General features: G+C 67.3%; 22 protein-coding genes and 1 riboswitch. Of the genes, 14 read left to right on the forward strand and 8 right to left on the reverse strand.

All coding sequences use genetic code 11. The annotated features are described in order from the left end of the window. The first annotated feature begins 4 nt into the window (after window positions 1-4). A complete protein-coding gene (locus H556_RS16375) occupies window positions 5-1,069 on the forward strand; it encodes a hypothetical protein (protein WP_155802475.1) in 1,065 nt (354 codons plus the stop codon). Window positions 1,070-1,086: 17 nt separating this feature from the next. On the opposite strand, the gene H556_RS0111355 is transcribed toward H556_RS16375, so the two are convergent. From H556_RS0111355 to H556_RS0111365, 3 genes are read right to left on the reverse strand one after another with little or no spacing between them, the layout of a single operon-like run. Continuing rightward, window positions 1,087-1,632, reverse strand: coding sequence for a hypothetical protein (locus H556_RS0111355; RefSeq protein WP_024354540.1), 546 nt, complete (start codon window positions 1,630-1,632; stop codon window positions 1,087-1,089). Between the two features lie 21 nt (window positions 1,633-1,653). Beyond that, window positions 1,654-2,037: a hypothetical protein gene (locus tag H556_RS0111360; RefSeq protein ID WP_024354541.1), complete on the reverse strand. Its 384-nt coding sequence runs from the start codon at window positions 2,035-2,037 to the stop codon at window positions 1,654-1,656. A 46-nt stretch (window positions 2,038-2,083) separates the two neighbouring features. Next, a complete protein-coding gene (locus H556_RS0111365) occupies window positions 2,084-2,854 on the reverse strand; it encodes a ribonuclease T2 family protein (protein WP_024354542.1) in 771 nt (256 codons plus the stop codon). Window positions 2,855-2,948: 94 nt separating this feature from the next. Here H556_RS0111365 and H556_RS0111370 point away from each other — a divergent pair, with 94 nt between their 5' ends. After that, complete coding sequence (locus H556_RS0111370) at window positions 2,949-3,233, forward strand: hypothetical protein (protein ID WP_024354543.1); 285 nt, start codon at window positions 2,949-2,951, stop codon at window positions 3,231-3,233. Window positions 3,234-3,236: 3 nt separating this feature from the next. On the opposite strand, the gene cuyB is transcribed toward H556_RS0111370, so the two are convergent. Further along, a complete protein-coding gene (cuyB, locus tag H556_RS0111375; RefSeq protein WP_336433131.1) occupies window positions 3,237-3,998 on the reverse strand; it encodes a cysteate racemase in 762 nt (253 codons plus the stop codon). Window positions 3,999-4,443: 445 nt separating this feature from the next. After that, window positions 4,444-4,553: riboswitch (TPP riboswitch) on the forward strand. A gap of 69 nt (window positions 4,554-4,622) precedes the next feature. Between cuyB and thiC the strand changes: the two genes are divergently transcribed. Continuing rightward, complete coding sequence (gene thiC, locus H556_RS0111380; RefSeq protein ID WP_024354545.1) at window positions 4,623-6,530, forward strand: phosphomethylpyrimidine synthase ThiC; 1,908 nt, start codon at window positions 4,623-4,625, stop codon at window positions 6,528-6,530. 8 nt (window positions 6,531-6,538) lie between these two features. Here thiC and H556_RS0111385 read toward each other — a convergent pair whose 3' ends face one another. Then, window positions 6,539-7,888, reverse strand: coding sequence for a hypothetical protein (locus H556_RS0111385; RefSeq protein ID WP_245559475.1), 1,350 nt, complete (start codon window positions 7,886-7,888; stop codon window positions 6,539-6,541). A gap of 526 nt (window positions 7,889-8,414) precedes the next feature. On the opposite strand from H556_RS0111385, the gene H556_RS0111390 reads away from it, so the two are divergent. Both H556_RS0111390 and H556_RS0111395 read left to right on the forward strand, forming a co-directional pair. Next, window positions 8,415-8,762: a hypothetical protein gene (locus H556_RS0111390; RefSeq protein ID WP_024354547.1), complete on the forward strand. Its 348-nt coding sequence runs from the start codon at window positions 8,415-8,417 to the stop codon at window positions 8,760-8,762. Window positions 8,763-8,858: 96 nt separating this feature from the next. Then, on the forward strand, window positions 8,859-9,146 hold the full coding sequence (locus H556_RS0111395) for a hypothetical protein (RefSeq protein ID WP_024354548.1): 288 nt from the start codon (window positions 8,859-8,861) through the stop codon (window positions 9,144-9,146). A 240-nt stretch (window positions 9,147-9,386) separates the two neighbouring features. Here the strand turns inward: H556_RS0111395 and H556_RS0111400 are convergent, their stop codons facing one another. After that, window positions 9,387-10,055, reverse strand: coding sequence for a DsbA family oxidoreductase (locus tag H556_RS0111400; RefSeq protein ID WP_024354549.1), 669 nt, complete (start codon window positions 10,053-10,055; stop codon window positions 9,387-9,389). Between the two features lie 103 nt (window positions 10,056-10,158). Between H556_RS0111400 and H556_RS0111405 the strand changes: the two genes are divergently transcribed. Both H556_RS0111405 and H556_RS0111410 read left to right on the forward strand, forming a co-directional pair. Then, the gene (locus H556_RS0111405; RefSeq protein WP_024354550.1) at window positions 10,159-10,944 is read left to right on the forward strand and encodes an RNA methyltransferase; all 786 of its coding nucleotides are present in this window, start codon (window positions 10,159-10,161) and stop codon (window positions 10,942-10,944) included. Beyond that, on the forward strand, window positions 10,941-11,264 hold the full coding sequence (locus H556_RS0111410) for a YnfA family protein (protein ID WP_024354551.1): 324 nt from the start codon (window positions 10,941-10,943) through the stop codon (window positions 11,262-11,264). The genes H556_RS0111405 and H556_RS0111410 overlap by 4 nt, the downstream gene beginning before the upstream one ends. Here H556_RS0111410 and H556_RS0111415 read toward each other — a convergent pair. Continuing rightward, window positions 11,261-11,962, reverse strand: coding sequence for an NAD-dependent deacylase (locus H556_RS0111415; RefSeq protein ID WP_024354552.1), 702 nt, complete (start codon window positions 11,960-11,962; stop codon window positions 11,261-11,263). The genes H556_RS0111410 and H556_RS0111415 overlap by 4 nt on opposite strands. Further along, on the reverse strand, window positions 11,959-12,846 hold the full coding sequence (locus tag H556_RS0111420; protein ID WP_024354553.1) for a LysR family transcriptional regulator: 888 nt from the start codon (window positions 12,844-12,846) through the stop codon (window positions 11,959-11,961). The genes H556_RS0111415 and H556_RS0111420 overlap by 4 nt, the downstream gene beginning before the upstream one ends. Window positions 12,847-13,017: 171 nt before the next feature. Here H556_RS0111420 and H556_RS0111425 point away from each other — a divergent pair, with 171 nt between their 5' ends. The 7 genes from H556_RS0111425 (at window position 13,018) to H556_RS0111455 (ending at window position 18,695) form a co-directional block, all read left to right on the forward strand. Beyond that, complete coding sequence (locus H556_RS0111425; protein WP_003166043.1) at window positions 13,018-14,124, forward strand: S-(hydroxymethyl)glutathione dehydrogenase/class III alcohol dehydrogenase; 1,107 nt, start codon at window positions 13,018-13,020, stop codon at window positions 14,122-14,124. A gap of 15 nt (window positions 14,125-14,139) precedes the next feature. Further along, complete coding sequence (locus H556_RS0111430) at window positions 14,140-14,604, forward strand: GFA family protein (protein WP_024354554.1); 465 nt, start codon at window positions 14,140-14,142, stop codon at window positions 14,602-14,604. A gap of 101 nt (window positions 14,605-14,705) precedes the next feature. Continuing rightward, on the forward strand, window positions 14,706-15,092 hold the full coding sequence (locus H556_RS0111435; RefSeq protein WP_024354555.1) for a VOC family protein: 387 nt from the start codon (window positions 14,706-14,708) through the stop codon (window positions 15,090-15,092). 11 nt (window positions 15,093-15,103) lie between these two features. Beyond that, window positions 15,104-15,661 carry a hypothetical protein gene (locus H556_RS0111440; RefSeq protein ID WP_024354556.1) on the forward strand — a complete coding sequence of 186 codons (558 nt, stop codon included), beginning with the start codon at window positions 15,104-15,106 and terminating at the stop codon, window positions 15,659-15,661. An 18-nt stretch (window positions 15,662-15,679) separates the two neighbouring features. After that, entirely contained in the window at window positions 15,680-16,513 is an 834-nt protein-coding gene (gene fghA / locus H556_RS0111445; protein WP_024354557.1) for an S-formylglutathione hydrolase, read from the forward strand. Between the two features lie 5 nt (window positions 16,514-16,518). Beyond that, window positions 16,519-16,746 carry a hypothetical protein gene (locus H556_RS0111450; protein WP_024354558.1) on the forward strand — a complete coding sequence of 76 codons (228 nt, stop codon included), beginning with the start codon at window positions 16,519-16,521 and terminating at the stop codon, window positions 16,744-16,746. A gap of 125 nt (window positions 16,747-16,871) precedes the next feature. Next, window positions 16,872-18,695 (forward strand): DUF885 domain-containing protein, encoded by a 1,824-nt coding sequence (locus H556_RS0111455; RefSeq protein ID WP_024354559.1) that lies wholly within the window; start codon window positions 16,872-16,874, stop codon window positions 18,693-18,695. The last annotated feature ends 84 nt before the right edge of the window (window positions 18,696-18,779 follow it).

Genomic DNA, 18,779 nt, shown 5'->3' on the forward strand with positions numbered 1-18,779 from the left:
CCGAATGTCTGACGCCGACGACAAACCCCAGTCCGCGCCCTTCCGCCGGGGCCAGATCACCTGGGGCCGCCCGCCCCAGGCCGCCTTCCACGTCGGCCCCCTGCCGCGCGACGAAGGCCTGGCGCGCCTGACCGCCATGCCGCCGCATCCCAAACCGCCGCAGCCAAAGCCCGCCCAGCCCCAGCCTGCCCAACCGACGCCTCCGAAGCCCTCTTCGGCGGCCCCGCTGTCCGCGCCGCGCCCATCGGGCGTCTTCGGCGGCTCGATGGTGCCGCGCCGCCAGCCTGCCCCGACCGCCACTCCACAGCCCTCTCCGCCCCAACCTGCCGCGCCCCAACCTGCCGCGCCTCAGCCTAGCGTCGCCGCCCGACCGACCCCGCCGCCCGCGCCGCGTCCGGCGCCTGAGGCGGTCGCTCCACCGACGCCCGCCGCCCCGCCGCTCGCAGCCCCGCCGCTCGCAGCTGCTGCGCCGTCTTCCGCGCCGCAGCCCGCAGCGCCCCAACCGGTCGAGCCTGTCGCTGCGCCGTTGGCCTCGTCTTCGACCAGGCCGCGCTCGCGCTGGCCGCTCTATGTCGGCGTCGCGGCTGCCGCCGTTCTGGTTCCCGTGGCGGTCTGGCTGCTGGCCCGCTCCGGCGCTCAGGACGCGGCTTCGCCTGCACCCGCTGCGCCAGCGCCGGTGATCGAAACCCCCGCCGCTCCGCTCGAAACGCCCGCGCCCGCGCCGAGCGTCGCCGAGGCGCCCGCCGCCCTTGCGCCCGCGCCCTCGCGCAACGCCAGCCCCGCGCCCGTGCGTCCGGCGCCGGTCCCGGTTCGCCCGACGACAAGAGCGCCTGCGCCCTCTGCTCCGTCTTCCGCCATCCCTGCGCCCACGGCTCAGCCGCCCGCCGCCACGCCTGCGCCGATCGTGGTGACGCCGCCTGCCGCGCCAGCGCCGTCTGCCGCGCCTGCGCCGTCTGCGGTCCAGCCGGACGCTCCGGTCCAGGCCGAGGGCCCGCCCCCGACCCAGGCCCGCCCGGCCCAGACCGACCCCAACGCTCCGATCGTCACCCGGCCCCAGAAGCTGGACTGAAAAAGAAGCTGGACTGATCAGCGCGACAGCGGCGGCGCCGTCTGTTCGGCCAGCGGCGGCACACGAGTGTCGCGGCGGACGCTGTCGGGCATGAAGTCGGGATCAAAGGCGCCGCGCGTCGTCTCGGCGCCGATCTGAACATATTGGGTGCCATAGATTTGCGGCCGTCCGATGCCCTGCAGATAGCGGTCCAGGCTGGCCGCCGCGATCCAGGCGGCGTCCTGATGACCCTGCGCCAGGGCGGCGGTCGCCAGCACATGGGCCTTCAGGATATCGTTCGCCTCGCGGCTGTGCTGGAAGATGAAGGCCGCGCGATAGTAGTCGGCGCCCGACCGGATCTCGCCGCGCTCCAGCATCGCCTTGGTCTCGGCCAACCGTTCAGTGTCGGCCATGCTTTCCAGCAGGTCGAGACGATGGTCCTGGCGCGCCTTCTGATCGGCGTTGAACAGGGCGGTCAGCGCCGGATTGTCGGCTCGAGCCGCTGGCGGACCCTCAGCGCGACCCTGAGAACCGCAACCGGACAGAAGCAGCGCCGCCGCTGCCAGGGGGATCAGACGTTTCATACCCCTCGATAAGGGGAACGGTCACGCTTGGCGCAAGGGAAGATAGCCGCGTTCCACCATCCGGCGCAGGCCGTCATAGGCCTCGCTCAGTTCGTCATAGGCGGTGCGGGCGGCGGTCAGGCGGGCGACCTGATCGGGCGTCGCCGGGGCGCCGGATTCGGCCAGACGCACGGCCTCGGCGCCCCATCGCGCCCGCGCCTGCGCCGTCAGCACGGCCAGTTTCTGAAAGGCGGCGACGTCGACCTGGCTCAGCGCATGGCCGATCAGTTCGCGGTTGGCGACATAGGCGGCGTAGTCGATCTGATCCAGCAGGCCGCGCAGGCGGCGTTGCTCCTGCGGCTCCATGTCCTCGGGCATGAAGTGGTCGCTGGAGCGGCGGCGGGACTGGGTCAGCATGGTCGACATGACGGCCTCGGACGAAACAGCGATCCGCAGCCTGACCCTGTTCTGGTTAACCGGTCGTTTGCACGCCGCGTTGCGCGTCCTGCTGAACGCCCTTCGGCGCCAGCTTCAGCCGCTCGCGATCCGGCGCGCCCAGACCGCGCGGACAGCGCATCGGCCGATAGTCCTTGGAGTAGCAGAGCCGCGCCTCGCGGAACCAGCCGTCGGTGGTGGCGATGAACACGCCCTCGCGCGGGAAACCCGGATTGGCCGCGACGAAGGCGTCGCGGATGGCCCCGGCGGTCAGGCGCTGGGCCGGAATGGCCTCCAGATCCGGCTTGTTCAGACTGCCCCACATCTTCGCGGCCTGCGCGAAATAGGCCTCGGGGCTATCCCAGCCGCAGGTGCCGTGCGCCGCCCATTCGTGCTGTTGCAGGTTGGGCGAGGGGATCATGCAGAAATGCTGGCGCACCGTTTCGATCGGAATGGCCGGGCCGGGCGCGGCGCAATAGCGCGGGTGTCTGTTGTCCGCGCCGTTGGGCCACAGCCCGTGCAGGGTCAGGCCGAACTGATTGGCCGCGCACTGATAGCGGGCGTCGGGATAGTCCTTGCCGCTTCGGCACGCCTGCGGCGACCAGCTGACCGCCAGCATGTTGAAGGCGACGGCGACGTCGGCGGCGACCTCGTCCTGCGGGATGCGATAGGGGCGCGCCGGGCGCAGATCGTCCGGCACGTCGCAGACGGCGCCCGCGACCTGCGTCGGCTCAGGCTTGGCGCCGGTCGAGACGGTGCAGGCGCCCAGCAGGAGCGTCAGGGCGGCGAGGGCGAAGGGAATGCGCATGGCCTACCCGTAAACCCTGCGTGATCACCGGCCAAGGCGGAACCCGCGCACGGCCCCGGCCATTGATAAGCGTAAGCATAAGAGGATGAGGCCCATGCCCGATCAAGACGCCTTTGAAGCCGCTCTGGAAGAGGCCATCGCCCTGTTTGAACAAGGCGAAAACATGAATCAGGCGCGGTTCGACGAACTGATCGCCGAACTGGAATCGCGCCGCCCCGCCCTTCACGCCGTGGCCGAGAGCGACCCGCGCGCCGAACGCGCCCGCGAGCTGGAGCGCCGCGCCGCCGAGCTGGAGCATCGCGCCGCCCAGGGCCACGGTCAGATGGACGAGGTCAACAGTCTGCTGTCGCCCCTGATGGGCAAGAAGTCGGAGACCTGATCCCTATCGACAGGCGACGACGCAAGCCTGCGCCAGCACCTCGGCGGAATCGATCAGCGGCGCGCTAATGTCCGCCTGATCCAGCAGCAGCGGCACCTCGGTGCAACCGCCGATCACCGCCTCGGCGCCTGCCGCGATCAGGGCCTGCGCCAGATCACGCATGGCCGCCCGCTGTCCGGGGCCGACGTCGCCCGCCTTCACCGCGAACACGACCTGCATGAACCGCTCCTGTTCGGCGGGGGAGGGGGCGACCATCGCCAGTCCTTCGGCGTCCAGAGCCCCGGCATAGAGCCGCATCCCGCCCGGCGTGGCCAGCACCCCGACCCGCCGCGCCCCGGTCCCAGCCGCCGCCCTGGCCGTTTCCGCCACCATGTCGATGAAGGGCAGGCCCGCCGCGCGGATGGCGTCGGCATGGGCGTGGGCCGTATTGCACGGCATGGCCAGCACCTGCGCTCCCGCCGTCTTCAGCGCCTGCGCCATCTGCCCCAGCGCCTGTCCCGCCGCCTCGGGCTGGGTATGGCGATTGGGCACCTGAGGATTGATGTCGGCGATGACCCGCACATGGTCCTCGTCGCCCGCTGCCGGGGTCAGGGCCTGCACCCGCGCCAGAAAGGCGACGCTCGCCGCCGGTCCCATCCCGCCCAGAACGCCCAGAATACGACTCATCTCGATCTCCCGGCGGCGCGTCCGCTTCAGGCGGCTCTCATGCGGCCGGAAGGCGTTGGAGGTAAAGCCCGCCTGCGCAACCAAAGCTTCAAAAACCATGGTTCGCAGTTTTACTCATCTTTGATTTTAGGGTTCCACCCCGTCAGCTTCTTGAAAGTGATGCGATGCTTTTGATAGCCAAGTCACCAATCATGGCCCGGGCGTAGTTCCCGTTAGATGCGGAAATAAGATTGCCTGCCGGATTAACGGCAGTATCAGCGGGCGGGGCTGTGCTGCACCTGCAGCGCCGTCGTCGCATCGCCTGATCCGCAGGGGGCGCAGGTCGAAGAAGACGCCTGTTCGATAAAGATGGCTAACGCCGTGCGCTGGACGGAACCAACCAGCGGCTTGTTGGTTCTCACAGTCGGACCCGTCGGACGCCCCCCCAATCCCGACGAAGTCTGCGGCGGCCCGGCCTTAACGCCCCCCGACTGAGAAGCCGGGCCGCCCCCTCTCCCTCCTGAAGCCGTCGCGCTTGACCTGCCGTACAGACGGGCTAGGGTCGCGCCGTTCTCCGGGGGGTCGCGATCGAGCGGCTGAGATTGAGGTTTCTCCTCTGACCCGTCGAACCTGATCCGGGTCATGCCGGCGAAGGGACGAGTTCACCGCTTTCGACGCCCGAAGTCCGGCGTAGGGGGCGCTCATACCGCGCCGGCGGTCCCTCTTCTCGCAGGAGGCCGCCAAATGAATATCCACGTTTCCAACGAACAGCCGCACGAGCCGCAGGTCGATCTGGCCCTCGCCGACGCCCGCAAGGAAGTCGCGTCTGAGCACGGCGCCATCCCCACCGGCCCCCGCGCAGGCAGCCAGAAGGTCTACGTCGCGGGCGAACTCTTCCCCGACATCCGCGTCCCTTTCCGCGAGGTCGCCGTCCACCCTTCGGCCAATGAGCCGCCGGTGACGATGTACGACTCCTCCGGTCCCTACACCGACCCGTCCGTGACCATCGACATCAAGAAGGGCCTGCCGCGCGTGAAGTCGTCGTGGCAGTTGGACCGCGGCGACATCGCCCCCGTCCTGAACCCGCGCGAGGTCAAGCCCGAGGACAACGGCCACGCCAGCGGCAAGCACCTGGCCCCCCGCTTCGATGTCTCCAACCACCGCGTGTTCAAGGGCGTCGAGGGCCGCCCCGTCACCCAGTACGAATACGCCAAGGCGGGCATCATCACGCCCGAGATGGAATACGTCGCCATCCGCGAGAACCTGCGCCGCGAACAGACCGCCCCCTGCATCCGCGACGGCGAAGACTTCGGCGCCGCCATCCCCGACTTCGTCACGCCCGAGTTCGTGCGTCAGGAGATCGCCCGCGGCCGCGCCATCATCCCGCACAACATCAACCACCCCGAAGTCGAGCCGATGATCATCGGCCGCAACTTCCTGGTGAAGATCAACGCCAACATCGGCAACTCGGCCGTCCTGTCATCCGTGGACGACGAGGTCGACAAGCTGGTCTGGGCCACCCGCTGGGGCGCCGACAACGTCATGGACCTGTCGACGGGCCGCAACATCCACAACATCCGCGACTGGATCATCCGCAACTCGTCCGTGCCCATCGGCACCGTGCCCATCTATCAGGCGCTGGAGAAGGTGAACGGCATCGCCGAGGACCTGACCTGGGAAGTCTTCCGCGACACCCTGATCGAGCAGGCGGAACAGGGCGTGGACTACTTCACCATCCACGCGGGCGTGCGCCTGCCCTTCGTGCCGATGACGGCCAAGCGGGTGACGGGCATCGTTTCGCGCGGCGGCTCCATCATGGCCAAGTGGTGCCTGTCCCACCACAAGGAGAGCTTCCTCTACGAGCATTTCGAGGACATCTGCGACATCATGCGCGCCTATGATGTCTCATTCAGCCTCGGCGACGGCCTGCGCCCCGGCTCCATCGCTGACGCCAACGACGAGGCCCAGTTCGCCGAGCTGCGCACTCTCGGCGAACTGACCAAGATCGCCTGGGCCAAGGGCTGCCAGGTCATGATCGAAGGCCCCGGCCACGTGCCGATGCACAAGATCAAGGCCAACATGGATGAGCAGCTCAAGCACTGCCACGAGGCGCCCTTCTATACGCTTGGCCCGCTGACCACCGACATCGCCCCCGGCTATGACCACATCACCAGCGCCATCGGCGCGGCCATGATCGGCTGGTTCGGCACGGCCATGCTCTGCTACGTCACGCCCAAGGAGCATCTGGGCCTGCCCGACCGACAGGACGTCAAGGACGGCGTCATCACCTACAAGATCGCCGCCCACGCCGCCGACCTGGCCAAGGGCCACCCCGGCGCCCGCGCCCACGACGACGCCCTCTCCAGAGCCCGCTTCGAGTTCCGCTGGGAGGACCAGTTCAACCTCTCCCTGGACCCCGAGACCGCCCGCAAATTCCACGACGAGACCCTGCCGAAGGAGGCCCACAAGACCGCCCACTTCTGCTCCATGTGCGGCCCCAAGTTCTGCAGCATGAAGATCAGCCAGGACATCCGCGACGCCGCCAAGGCCCAGAACGACGCAGGCGCCAGCCTGGCGGACGCTGAAGCGGGCATGGCCGAGATGAGCGCGAAGTTCCGGGCCGGGGGCGGGGAGATTGAGGTGAAGGTGTGATCGAGTGGTTAGCGCTTGCTGGCTGACTTTTGACGGCGCGCGTCGACATATTCGATCGAGCTTGCCGTCAGGCCAGCTGCCTCAGCCTTTTTCTGAGCGGCTTGGATTTTCCTCAACTTCATTCCCATGCCACCAACATCAACCACAAGAAACACTCCGGAGGCATTCTTAGACGCGGCCTTATAAACTTCCAATTGTTTGCTATATCCGTGCTCAACTTGGCCCTTCGACAACTTAATCTCCACCAGAACTCTACCGCTAAAACCGGTTGAGAATTTGAAGTCGACGGGTCCACCTCCACTGTTCGTCTCGGGCGAAATATCAACGTCATTGACGGCACATATTACATTCGCCACTGCAAAAAACAGGAGCTGTGCCGCTCTCTCATGGCGAGGCTCTTGTCCATGCCACAGCAGTTCCCAGAGGTTATTGTCCTCCACGAGCGAGCGAAATTGCGCCACGATCTCAAGAACGGTCGCCCTAAGCGTATCTTGGTTCTTTTTCGTGGGCGCTGCGATTAGGCCGACATAATTGTCCCGGTTCTCGGCCAGCACCTTTCGGAAGGTGAAAAGGCCATCCAAGTCCGCTTTCTCGTCATAAGATTCGCTCGCGTTGGCGACCGCAGAAAGAAGACGCCTCATATTCTCTGGAGAGTCGAACGCTGCCTTTCGCATTGCGGCTTTGCGTTCCGATACGGTGGCCTTGGACCAATTCCCGAACAGTTTATTCACGGCATCGCGAAGTTCTTTTACCTCTAGAATGACACGAGAAACGTCTGCCCAGTCGGTCGCTAGTGGCAAATCACGAAGCACGTCCCTCGGTACGAGGAGCACCGGCTCATTCGACCGATATGGGTTCTTCGGAAGCTTGGCATTTTCGTAAAGATCACCAAACTGCGTGACTTTAATACTATTCGCCTCTGCAAACTGCTTAGTAATTTTGCAAAGCGCAGGCAGCAGAGCATTGGTTGTCATGTCGCTGAGCGTGTCAGGTCCGACCCCATCCTCAAACAAACCCATGAGGGGGATAACGTTGGGGTTCTTCTCCCCTAATGTGATGATCTCTTTCGCGGTTTTCAGGATGTTATTTCGGAGCCATTCCGGTCTATCCGCGCCAGACGTACTGGCACCGCCATAGCCCAGACCAGTCTCGGACCGCTCATCAAGGTTAAGCGCCTTATAGGCGGCACGCCACGCGACATCACCTTCTGTGGCTGAAACCTCAAGCAGTTCAAGTACGTCCTGGAAGCTCTTCTTGAGCAACTTTATCCCATCGGCCCGCATGACCGGATTTTGGCTTTTTCCGATTAGCAGCGGGTCAATGAAAAGCTTCGTATCCGAATTGAGGATCGGGTCCATGAGACCCGCCTTGTCCAATAGCTTTGGATCAATCCCGAACTTCTGAGAGAATAGAATGGGTTGGGTTAGCTTTGCCATTTCACCAATCTACCCTGGAAAACGTCGTTATCAAGCCTGTGTCGTGCAACCCATGCCTACCCTCGCCCTCCTCGCCGGGCCGTCGCGCCGCCGAGATGGCCAAACACGGCACGCGCGAAGAGCAATCCGGCAAGTTCCTGGCCCCGGCTGGAAAGGTCACCGGGACGACGCCGCGCCCAAGCTGGAACCCAGGTGCAAACGCGCCTGATCCCCTTCTTTCGTCATCCTCCGGCAAGCCGCGTCTTCGCGGCGCAGACCGGGGGACCCAGCGGCGCGCGAGAGCGCGAAACGCCCGCGCGCCGCGCCGCCACGAAGATCGCCTTCGGCGCCGCTGGGTCCCCCGATCTCGCTCCGCTCGTCGGAGGATGACGAAAGGAAGAGGGGGCTCCCCGTCCGATCCTGACGCACCCGTCCTCCACCCTCCGCCTTTCAGGCAGGAGGCGGCGCGATGGACGATCAGGCTTCAGGCGGGCGGGAGAAGGACTGGCCGGAAAAGGATTGGCATGAGGAGGCGCCGCGCATCATCGCCTCCGGCCGGTGGGAGCAGGACGAGTACGGCGCTGCCACCTACATCCCCGACCATGTGCGGCCCTCGACCGCCGAGCGGGCCGAGGCAGCTGACGCCCCGCGCGGCCATTATTACGAAGACCCGGCGCCGCGGGACGGCTATCGCGTGCACCCAGACGAGGTGTGGGCGGCGGCGCGGCGCGACTATCTGGCCGGGGATACGGCCGAGGCCGTCTGCGACCGCTATGGGCTGAAGCTGGGGACGCTGCGGTCCCGCGCCGCGCGCTAGGGCTGGCGCCGCTGCGACGCGGGGGACCCCGATCCGTGGCCCTGCGACGACGATCCAGTCGAGGATGCAGCGGCGGACGCCCCCGATCTGGCCGCGATGGCGGCTCAGGCCCTGATGCGGCTGAACCGGGCGGTGCGGCGCGGCCGGGCGGCCGAGGCGGCGTCGTGGCTGCGCACCTGGCGCGCGCTGACGGACCCGGCCCTGCTGGCCGCTGCGGAGCCTGAAAGCCCGCCGCCTGCGCCTGAACCTGACCCGCTCGCTGCGCTGGAAGCCGACATGAAGGCGGTCGCCGCCGTCGCCCGCGACGCCGCCCGCCTGGCCCCTGACGACCTGCTGGGCCGCCGCGCCGTCGAGGCCCGCATCGCCTCCTCAGCGCCCGTCTGACGCCGCAAGGGCCGGCGCCGGAAGGAGAGGCGCCGATTTCAGACGATTCAGACGAATTGGACTCTGTTTTTCCCAACCCTTCTCCCCTTGAGGGAGAAGGTGGCCCGTAAGGGCCGGATGAGGGGTGTCGGCGCGACATGAAGCGCTTTCTCTCCCTCGGGGTCATTGGAAAACGGGGCGCTCGCACCCCTCATCCGTCAGGCTCCGCCTGCCACCTTCTCCCTCAAGGGGAGAAGGGCCTTATGCCTTGCCCGCGATCTCGCGCAGGGCGTTGACGAACACCTGCGTCGGCTGGCCGCCGGAGATCAGATATTTGTCCTCCACCACCACGGCGGGGACGGAGGTGATCCCCCGCGCGCGCCACAGGGTCTGGGCCGTGCGGACCTCCTGCATATAGCGGCCGGACGCCAGCACCTCGGCCGCTTCGGCGCGGTCCAGCCCGGCGGCCTCGGCGGCCTCGGTCAGGACGCCCGCGTCCGAGACGTTGCGGCCCTGGGTGAAGTGGGCGCCGAACAGGGCGTGTTTCAGCGCCGCCTGCCTGTCCGGCGCCGTCAGCCCGGCCCAGTGCAGCAGGCGGTGGGCGTCGAAGGTGTTCCACATGCGGCTGTCGTCGCGGAAGTTCATCTCGACCCCGACCTCGGCGGCGCGGGCGGTAATGGCGGCGCGGTTGGCGGCCGACTGTTCGGGGGTGGAGCCGTATTTGCGGGCCAGGTGCTCGCCCATGTTCTCGCCCTCGGGGGCGATGTCGGGGTTCAGCTCGAACGGCTGGAAGGCGATGTCGGCGGCGATCCCTTCGCCCTCCAGACGCTCCAGAGCCTGTTCGAGCCCGCCCAGCCCCACGGCGCACCACGGGCACATGACGTCGGAGACGAAGTCGATCTTCAGCGGCTTGGAGGCGGGCGCGGTCATGGCGGCGGCTTTCGGAAACAGAAGGTGTTGCGAGGATATGGGCGCGGCGAAGAAGGAGGCAAGCGCGCTTCTCGCGCCGGGGCAGAAGGATTACACAGCGCCCATGAGCGAACTCACCCCTCCCGTCGTCGTCCTCGACAAGTCGCAGATGGCCGACAATATCGGCGCGGTCGCCCGCGTCATGGCCAATTTCGGCCTGTCCGAGCTGCGGCTGGTCAGCCCGCGCGACGGCTGGCCCCAGGAGCGCGCCTGGGCCACGGCGTCCGGCGCCGACTGGGTGCTGGACGGGGTCAAGGTGTTTGACAGCGTGGCGGCGGCCATCGCCGATCTGCACACCGTCTTCGCCACCACCGCCCGCCCGCGCGAGACGCGCCAGCCGGTGCGCACCCCGCGTGAGAGCGCCCGCATCCTGTATGACGACACGGCCTCGGGCCTGAAGACCGGCCTGCTGTTCGGCGGCGAGCGCGCTGGGTTGGAGACGGGCGACATCGCCCTGTGCGCCGGAATCACGACGATTCCAATCGACCCGAAGCACCACTCGCTGAACCTGGCGCAGGCGGTGGCGATCAACGCCTATGAGTGGCGCACCCTGATCCTGGACGCCCCGCCGCCGAGATTCAGGGAAGGCGAGCCGCCCGCGTCGAACGACCTTCTGCTGGGCATGTACGAGCATCTGGAGGCGGAACTGGACAACGGCGGCTTCTTCTATCCGCCCGAGAAGAAGCGCTCGATGAGCCAGAACCTGCGCGTCATGCTGGGCCGCGCCGCCTTCACCGAGCAGGAGGTCGCCACCATGCGCGGCGCCATCCACGCCCTTTCGAAGGGGCGGGGGCGCGTGCTGGCTAAGCTGGCGGCGGAACGAGCTGAGGCGGCGAAGAAGGACAAGTGAAACTCGCCCTCGTCTATCCCCTCGCGGCGCTGGCCGAAATCGGCGGCTGCTTCGCCTTCTGGGCGTGGCTGAAGCTGGATCGCTCGCCGTGGTGGCTGGCGCCGGGCGTGCTCAGTTTGATCGCTTTTGCGTGGCTGTTGACCCTGGTTCCGGCCGAGGCGGCGGGGCGGGCCTTCGCCGCCTACGGCGGGGTCTATATCGTGGCGTCGCTGGCGTGGATGGCGCTGGTCGAGAAGACGACGCCGGACCGCTGGGACGTCATCGGCGGCGCGGTCTGCCTGATCGGCGCCGCGATCATCCTGTTCGGGCCGAGGGCCTAGAGCGCGTCGAAGAAGGCGGGCACGGTCTCGCTGGCGGGGCCATAGACGCCCTCGTCGAACAGGCCAGCGCCTTGCGTCGGCTCCAGATTGATCTCCACCGTCCGGGCACCCGCCATGCGCGCCGACTGGACGAAGCCCGCCGCCGGATAGACCGCGCCCGAGGTGCCGATGGAGACGAACAGGTCGCATCGCGCCAGCGCCGCCTCGATCCGCTCCATCTCCAGCGGGATTTCCCCGAACCAGACGATGTGGGGGCGCAAACGTCCGTGCGGGTGATGGGGCGAGGCGTGGGCGGGCTCCAGATCATCATGCCAGTCGCAGACGACGCCCGAGGCGGTGCAGCGCGCCTTCTTCAGCTCGCCGTGCATGTGGATCAGCTCAAAGCCCGGCGCGGGCGGCGTCTCCGCATGGGCCCGGTCGTGCAGGTCGTCGACGTTCTGCGTCACCAGCAGGAAGTCGCCCGCCCACCGCGCCGCCAGATCGGCCAGGGCCCGGTGCGCGGCGTTGGGATGCACGCTCGCCAGTTGCCGCCGCCGCTGGTTGTAGAAGTCCTGCACCAGAGCCGGGTCGGCGGCGAAGCCCTCGGGCGTGGCGACGGCCTCGACGCGATGCCCTTCCCACAGGCCGTCCGAGGCGCGGAAGGTCGGCACGCCGCTCTCGGCCGAGACGCCGGCGCCGGTCAGGATGACGAGGTTCATGCGGGGCTCCTTGATGCGGACAGGCGGTCGTGCAGCCAGTCGATCATGGCGCGGACCTTCGGTGGAACGTGGCGGGGATGGGGATGGACGGCCCAGACGCCTTCATCGGGCGGGCGTTGGTCATCGAGCAAGGAGACGAGGACGCCCGAGGCCAGGGCCTCGGCGACATAGAAGTCGGGCAGCTGGCACAGGCCGAGGCCTTGCAGGGCGGCGTCCAGCACCGCCGCGCCGGAGTTGCAGCGCCAGCGGCCGGTGGGGCGAAGGCTGACTTCACGCCCCGCCTCGGTGAAGCGCCAGTGTTCGACCGAGCCGATCAGGCCGTCGTGGCTGGCGATCTCGGACAGGTCGCGCGGGGCGCCGCGGCGGGCCAGATAGTCGGGGCTGGCGCACAGGATCAGTCGCCGCGAGGCCAGGCGCCGCGCCATCAGCCGCGAGTCGGTCAGATGGCCGAACCGCACCGCCAGATCATAGCCGTCGCCGACCAGGTCGCGCAGGCGGTTGTCGAGGTCCAGTTCGATGCGCAGTTCGGGGTTCAGCTTCGCGAAGGCGTTGACGGCCGGGGCGATGAACCGCTCGCCATAGGAGACGGAGCAGGTCATCCGCAGCAGGCCGCGCGGGGCCTGATCGTCGGGCTGGACGGCGGCCAGGGCCTCATCGCGTTCGTCGATCAGGCGGCGGCAGCGGGAAAGGAAGTCGCGGCCCGCGTCGGTCAGTTCGACCCGGCGGGTGGTGCGGTGGAGCAGGCGCGTTTGAAGGCGGTCCTCCAGCCGGGCGATCTCGCGACTGACGGCCGAGGTCGACAGGCCCAGACGCCGGGCGGCGGCCGAGAAGCTGGCCTGTTCAGCGACAGCGGTGAATTCGTCGATTCCGTCCCAGCGGCTCATGGGGACGTTGGATCAGGATTGTTGCTCAACGGCAATAATGTTTTGCGGTTGTCGCCATTTCGACCCAGCCGTAACGAGCGTAGTAAGGTCGCCAAATCACCCGCCACCTCATGTCCCTGAAGCAGCGAGCGACCGCGTCGCAAGCGATAGGGACGTCCGAAGGACCAAGACATGAAAACCCGCGCCGCCGTTGCGTTCGAAGCCAAACGTCCGCTCGAGATCGTCGAGGTTGATCTGGAAGGCCCGCGCGCGGGCGAGGTGCTGATCGAGATCAAGGCGACCGGCGTTTGCCACACCGACGCCTATACGCTGGACGGTCTGGACAGCGAGGGTCTCTTCCCTTCCATTCTGGGCCACGAAGGCGCGGGCGTGGTGGTCGAGGTCGGACCGGGCGTAACCAGCCTTGCCGTCGGCGATCACGTCATCCCGCTGTACACGCCGGAATGCCGCCAGTGTAAGTCGTGCCTGAGCCGCAAGACCAACCTGTGCACCTCGATCCGGGGCACGCAGGGCAAGGGCCTGATGCCGGACGGCACCTCGCGCTTTTCCTACAAGGGCCAGACCATTCACCATTACATGGGCTGCTCGACCTTCTCGAACTACACGGTCCTGCCCGAGATCGCGGTGGCCAAGATCCGCAAGGACGCCCCCTTCGACAAGGCCTGCTACGTCGGCTGCGGCGTGACGACGGGCGTGGGCGCGGTGGTCAACACGGCCAAGGTCGAGCCGGGCGCCAACGCCGTGGTCTTCGGTCTGGGCGGCATCGGCCTGAACGTCATTCAGGGGCTGAAGATGGTCGGGGCCGACATGATCATCGGCGTCGACATCAACGGCGACAAGGAGGAGTGGGGCCGTCGCTTCGGCATGACCCACTTCGTCAATCCGAAGGATGTCTCGGACGTGGTGGCCCATCTGGTCGAGCTGACCGGCGGCGGCGCCGACTACACCTTCGATTGCACCGGCAACACCGTGGTCATGCGTCAGGCGCTGGAAGCCTGCCACCGCGGCTGGGGCGAGAGCGTCATCATCGGCGTGGCCGAGGCGGGCAAGGAGATCGCCACCCGTCCGTTCCAGCTGGTCACTGGCCGCGTCTGGAAGGGTTCGGCCTTCGGTGGGGCGCGCGGTCGCACCGACACGCCCAAGATCGTCGACTGGTACATGGACGGCAAGATCGAGATCGATCCGATGATCACCCATACCCTGCCGCTGGAACGTATCAATGAAGCCTTCGATCTGATGCATGAAGGCAAGAGCATCCGATCGGTGATCGTGTTCTAAGAGAGGGGTTCAGCCATGGGCGACTGGAAACTGCCGTGGACGGGCGCCTGCCTTTGCGGGCAGGTGCGGATCAAGGTCGCCCAGGCGCCGGTGTTTGCAGCGGCCTGCCATTGCCGCGCCTGTCAGAAGCTGACGGGCGGCGCCTATTCGCTGAGCCTGATGCTGCCCAGCGAAGGGCTGACAATCGAGGGCGAGACGGAGATCGGCGGCCTGCACAATCCCGTGCCGGAGCATCACTTCTGCCCGTCGTGCAAGACGTGGCTGTTCACGCGCGGCATTGCGGGGGGACAGTTCGTCAACCTGAGACCCAGCCTGCTGGACGACGGGGCGTGGTTCGTTCCTCATGCCGACACCTGGACGACGGAGCGTCTGCCGGGCGTGCAGTCGGGGGCCAGGGTCGGCTATCCTGAGTTTCCGCCGCCCGAAGACTATGGCGAGCTGATGGGCGCCTACGCCCGCGAGGGCGCGCGCCCCGACTGAGGTTGACTGAGCAGGTGCAGCAAAGTTCGTTGCCAAATGAAACCTGCTCGGTTTAGCTGGCCGCGCCCGGCGAAGGATCGGGCGGATCTGGGAGGATCATCATGTTCACGCACGTCACCGTCGGGGCCAACGACCTCGAAGCCTCGCACAAATTCTATGACGCCGTTATGGGCGCGCTGGGTCATCAGCCGGGCACGCTGAGCGAGGCGCCGATGCCGGGCGTCTGGTATATGACGCCGCGCGGAATGCTGGGCGTGGTCAAACCGCGCGACGGCCAGGCGGCCTGTCACGCCAACGGCGGCACCATCGGCTTTTTCGCCAGAAGCCCCGAGGCGGTGGTCGCCTTCTCCGAAGCCGGGGTTGCGGCGGGCGGCACGGCGATCGAGGATCCGGCCGGGCCGCGTAATTCGCCCTTCGGCGTCATGCATCTGGCCTATCTGCGCGATCCGTCGGGTAACAAGATCTGCGCCGTGCACCGGCCGGGCTGAGGATTGAGACGATGAAGACGAAGGCGGCGATTGCGTCGATCATGGCCGCTGTGGCGGTCGGGGCGCTCGCCGCCTGCACGCCGCGCGGAGCCGATGCGCCCGCGCCCGCCGAGGCGCCTGCAGACGTCTGGGTCCGCAAGAAGGTGGTGCTGTATCTGCCGGATCGGGTGATGAAGGAGCGGGTCGAGATCGCCGATCTGTCACCCTACCTGACGGCAGTGGATGAGGCGGTCGCCGCCGCCGCCAGGGCGCAGCCGACCCAAGCGGGCGCATCCGGCATGATGCTGCTGATGGTCAAACCGGGCGAGCGGTCCAGGGCCTGGATCGTTACGGGCGAGCCGGCGATGCAGCCGCAGGTCATTGAAGCCCTGACCGGCGCCGCCAAAGCGGTTCCGGCTCCGTCGGTGCGGCAGGGCCCGATTCTGGTCGGCCTGCAGTTCGACGCCTGGGGCGGCGGCGCCCAGCCCGAAGGTGCGGTCGCCCCGATCCCGCGCGACTGGTACGCGCATTTCTCCGAGGACGGCGGCGTCCTCGATGACGACTTCATGGCCAGGGTCTGGCCGGACTGATCTTCAGGAGTTGAGCTTATGGAAACGGTCAAGAGCCACGTCGTTCACGGCGGGACGCTGCGCTATCTGAAGCACGACAGCGCGACGACGGGCACGCCCATGACGCTGTCGGTCTTTGTTCCTGCGGGCGAGGGGCCGTTTCCGGTCCTGATCTGGCTGTCGGGCCTGACCTGCACCGAGGACAACTTCACCACCAAGGCGGGAGCCTATAAGGCCGCCGCCGAACACGGCGTTATCATCGTCGCGCCCGACACCTCGCCGCGCGGGGAGGGCGTCGCCAATGACGACGCCTATGATCTGGGACAGGGCGCGGGCTTCTACGTCGATGCGACTGAAACGCCGTGGGCGCCGCATTTCCGCATGGAAAGCTATGTCACGGGCGAGCTGATCGATCTGATCGACGCCCAGTTCCCGACGACGAAGACGCGCTCCATCTTCGGCCATTCGATGGGCGGGCACGGGGCGCTGACGCTGGCGCTGCGCCATCCCGAGTTGTTCAAATCGGTGTCGGCCTTTGCGCCGATCTCGTCGCCGACGCGCTGCCCCTGGGGCGAGAAGGCCTTCACCGCCTATCTGGGCGAGGATCGTGCGCAATGGGCCAGGCATGACGCGGCCCTGCTGATCGAGGGCGGGGCGGCGAAAGGCGTCTTCGACGACATCCTGGTGGATCAGGGCGACGCCGATTCCTTCCTGACCGATCAGCTGAAGCCGGAACTGCTGAAGGCGGCGGCGCAAAAGGCCGGTCAGGGGCTGACCCTGCGGATGCAGCCGGGCTATGACCATTCCTACTTCTTCATGGCCAGCTTCGTGGACGACCATGTGGCCTTCCACGCCAAGCGGCTGAAAGCCTGAGTGTGATGACCGACGCCGCCCCCGATTTTGACTCCATGTTCGCCGACCTGTGCAACCAGGTCGGCTTCTGCCTGCATGAAAAAGGACAGAAGAAGGTGATCGCCGCCCTGCCCAAGGGGCTGGACGCCGCAATGCGCGCTGTCTTCGCCGCCGAGGGCGTGGACGAGCCGAACGCGCCGGGCGACCTGAAACGCGCCGTGCGCGACTGCATCAAGGCCCATGTGAAGCGCTGAGGCCTCAAGGCCCGCCCGCCCTCGCGACGTCGAGGGCGGGAAACTTCCGACCTATGACGATCATGGCTTGCGGGCTTTCATTGCTGAGCTAGCATCCCGGCCCATCGCTTTTTGGGAGGAAAGCCATGATGGATCGTCGCCGTCTTCTGGCAGGGGCCGCAGCGGGGGGAGCGCTCGCGGCGATCGGGCCGGTGCGCGCCCTGGCCCGCACGAGAGGGGCGCAGGACGCCTCGGCCGCCTTCAACGCCCTGATGGACCGGATCGCGCAGGAACTGCTGCTGAGCGATCCGGAAGCCCTGACCATGCTGGGCATGGACCGGGGGCCGATGGCCGACGCCCGCTTCAAGCTGAGCGACCGCAGCCAGACCAAGGTCGAGGCCGACAAGGCGAAATTCATCGCCGGAATGAAGGATATGGCGGCGATCGACCGCGACGCCCTGCCGGCCAAGGAACAGATCTATCACGACGCCCTGAGCTTCTTCGGCGAGACGGTGATGGAAGGCTACGCCTTCCCCTACGGCGGCGGAATGTACCCCTCGCCCTATACGATCAGCCAGTTGGGCGGATCCTATCAGCAGATTCCCGACTTCCTCGACAGCCAGCACCGCATCGAGGCGGCGGACGACGCCGAGGCCTATCTGTCGCGCCTGTCGGACTTCGCCCGCAGTCTGGATGACGAGCGCGAGCGGATGCAGATCGACTACGCCGCCGGGGCCGTGCCGCCGGACTTCGTCATCGACCGCACCCTGACGCAGATGGAGGCCATCACCGGCACGGCGGCGGCCCAGTCGGTCATGACCCAGTCGATCGCCCGCCGGACGGCCGAGAAGAACATCCCCGGCGACTGGGCGGCGCGCGCCGAGGCCATCCTGACCGACGCCGTCTATCCGGCGATCCAGCGTCAGGCCGAGGCGCTGAAGGCGGTTCGCGCCGGGGCGACCCATGACGCGGGCGTCTGGCGCCTGCCGGACGGCGAGGCCTATTACCGCTTCGGCCTGAAGAACTACACCACCTCCTCGCTCAGCCCGGACGAGGTGCACCAGATGGGGCTGGAGCAGGTGGCCGAGATTTCCGCCCGCGCCGACGCCCTGTTGAAGGCGCAGGGGATGACGCAGGGAAGCGTGGGGGAACGCATCGCCGCCATCGGCGCGGACCCGCGCTTCGTCTATCCGAACACGGACGAGGCCAAGGAAGAGCTGCTGCAGGAGCTGAACGTCCAGATGGCCGCCATGCAGGCGCGCCTGCCGGACTATTTCGGCCGCCTGCCCAAGTCGCCGTGCGAAATCCGGCGCGTGCCCAAGGCCATCGAGGCGGGCGCGCCGGGCGGCTATTATCAGGCCCCGGCGCTGGATGGGTCGCGGCCGGGCGCCTACTACATCAACCTCCGTGACACGGCGGAGTGGCCCAAATGGATGTTGCCGACGTTGACCTATCACGAGGCGACGCCGGGCCATCACCATCAGATCGCCCTGCAGATGGAGCAGCCGGACACGCCGCTGCTGATGAAGGTGATGGGCTTCTCGGCCTATTCGGAAGGCTGGGGCCTGTATTCCGAGCAGCTGGCGGACGAGATGGGCGTCTATGAAAACGATCCCTTCGGCCAAGTGGGCTATCTGCAGTCGCTGATGTTCCGCGCGGCGCGGCTGGTGGCGGACTCCGGCCTGCACCACAAGCGCTGGAGCCGCGAGCAGGGCATCCGCTACATGGTCGATGTGCTGGGGGACAAGGAAAGCACCATCGCCACCGAGATCGAACGCTACTGCGTCTGGCCGGGGCAGGCGTCCAGCTACAAGGTCGGCCACACCACCTGGGTCAGACTGCGCGAGGACGCCAAGAAGCGTCTGGGCAGTCGCTTCGACATCAAGGGCTTCCATGACACGGGTCTGGCTCTGGGCGGCGTGCCGCTGACGGTGCTGGAGCGGACCATGAACGCCTGGACGCCGCTCTGACGGCGACCTGAGTTTCCCGGACGCGCCGGTCCTTCATTGAGCGTGAGTGTGAAGCAGCGTCCGGCGCGGCGCGGCTTCTTTGGG

The sequence above is a fragment of the Brevundimonas naejangsanensis DSM 23858 genome, from assembly GCF_000421705.1.
GTDB lineage: Bacteria > Pseudomonadota > Alphaproteobacteria > Caulobacterales > Caulobacteraceae > Brevundimonas > Brevundimonas naejangsanensis.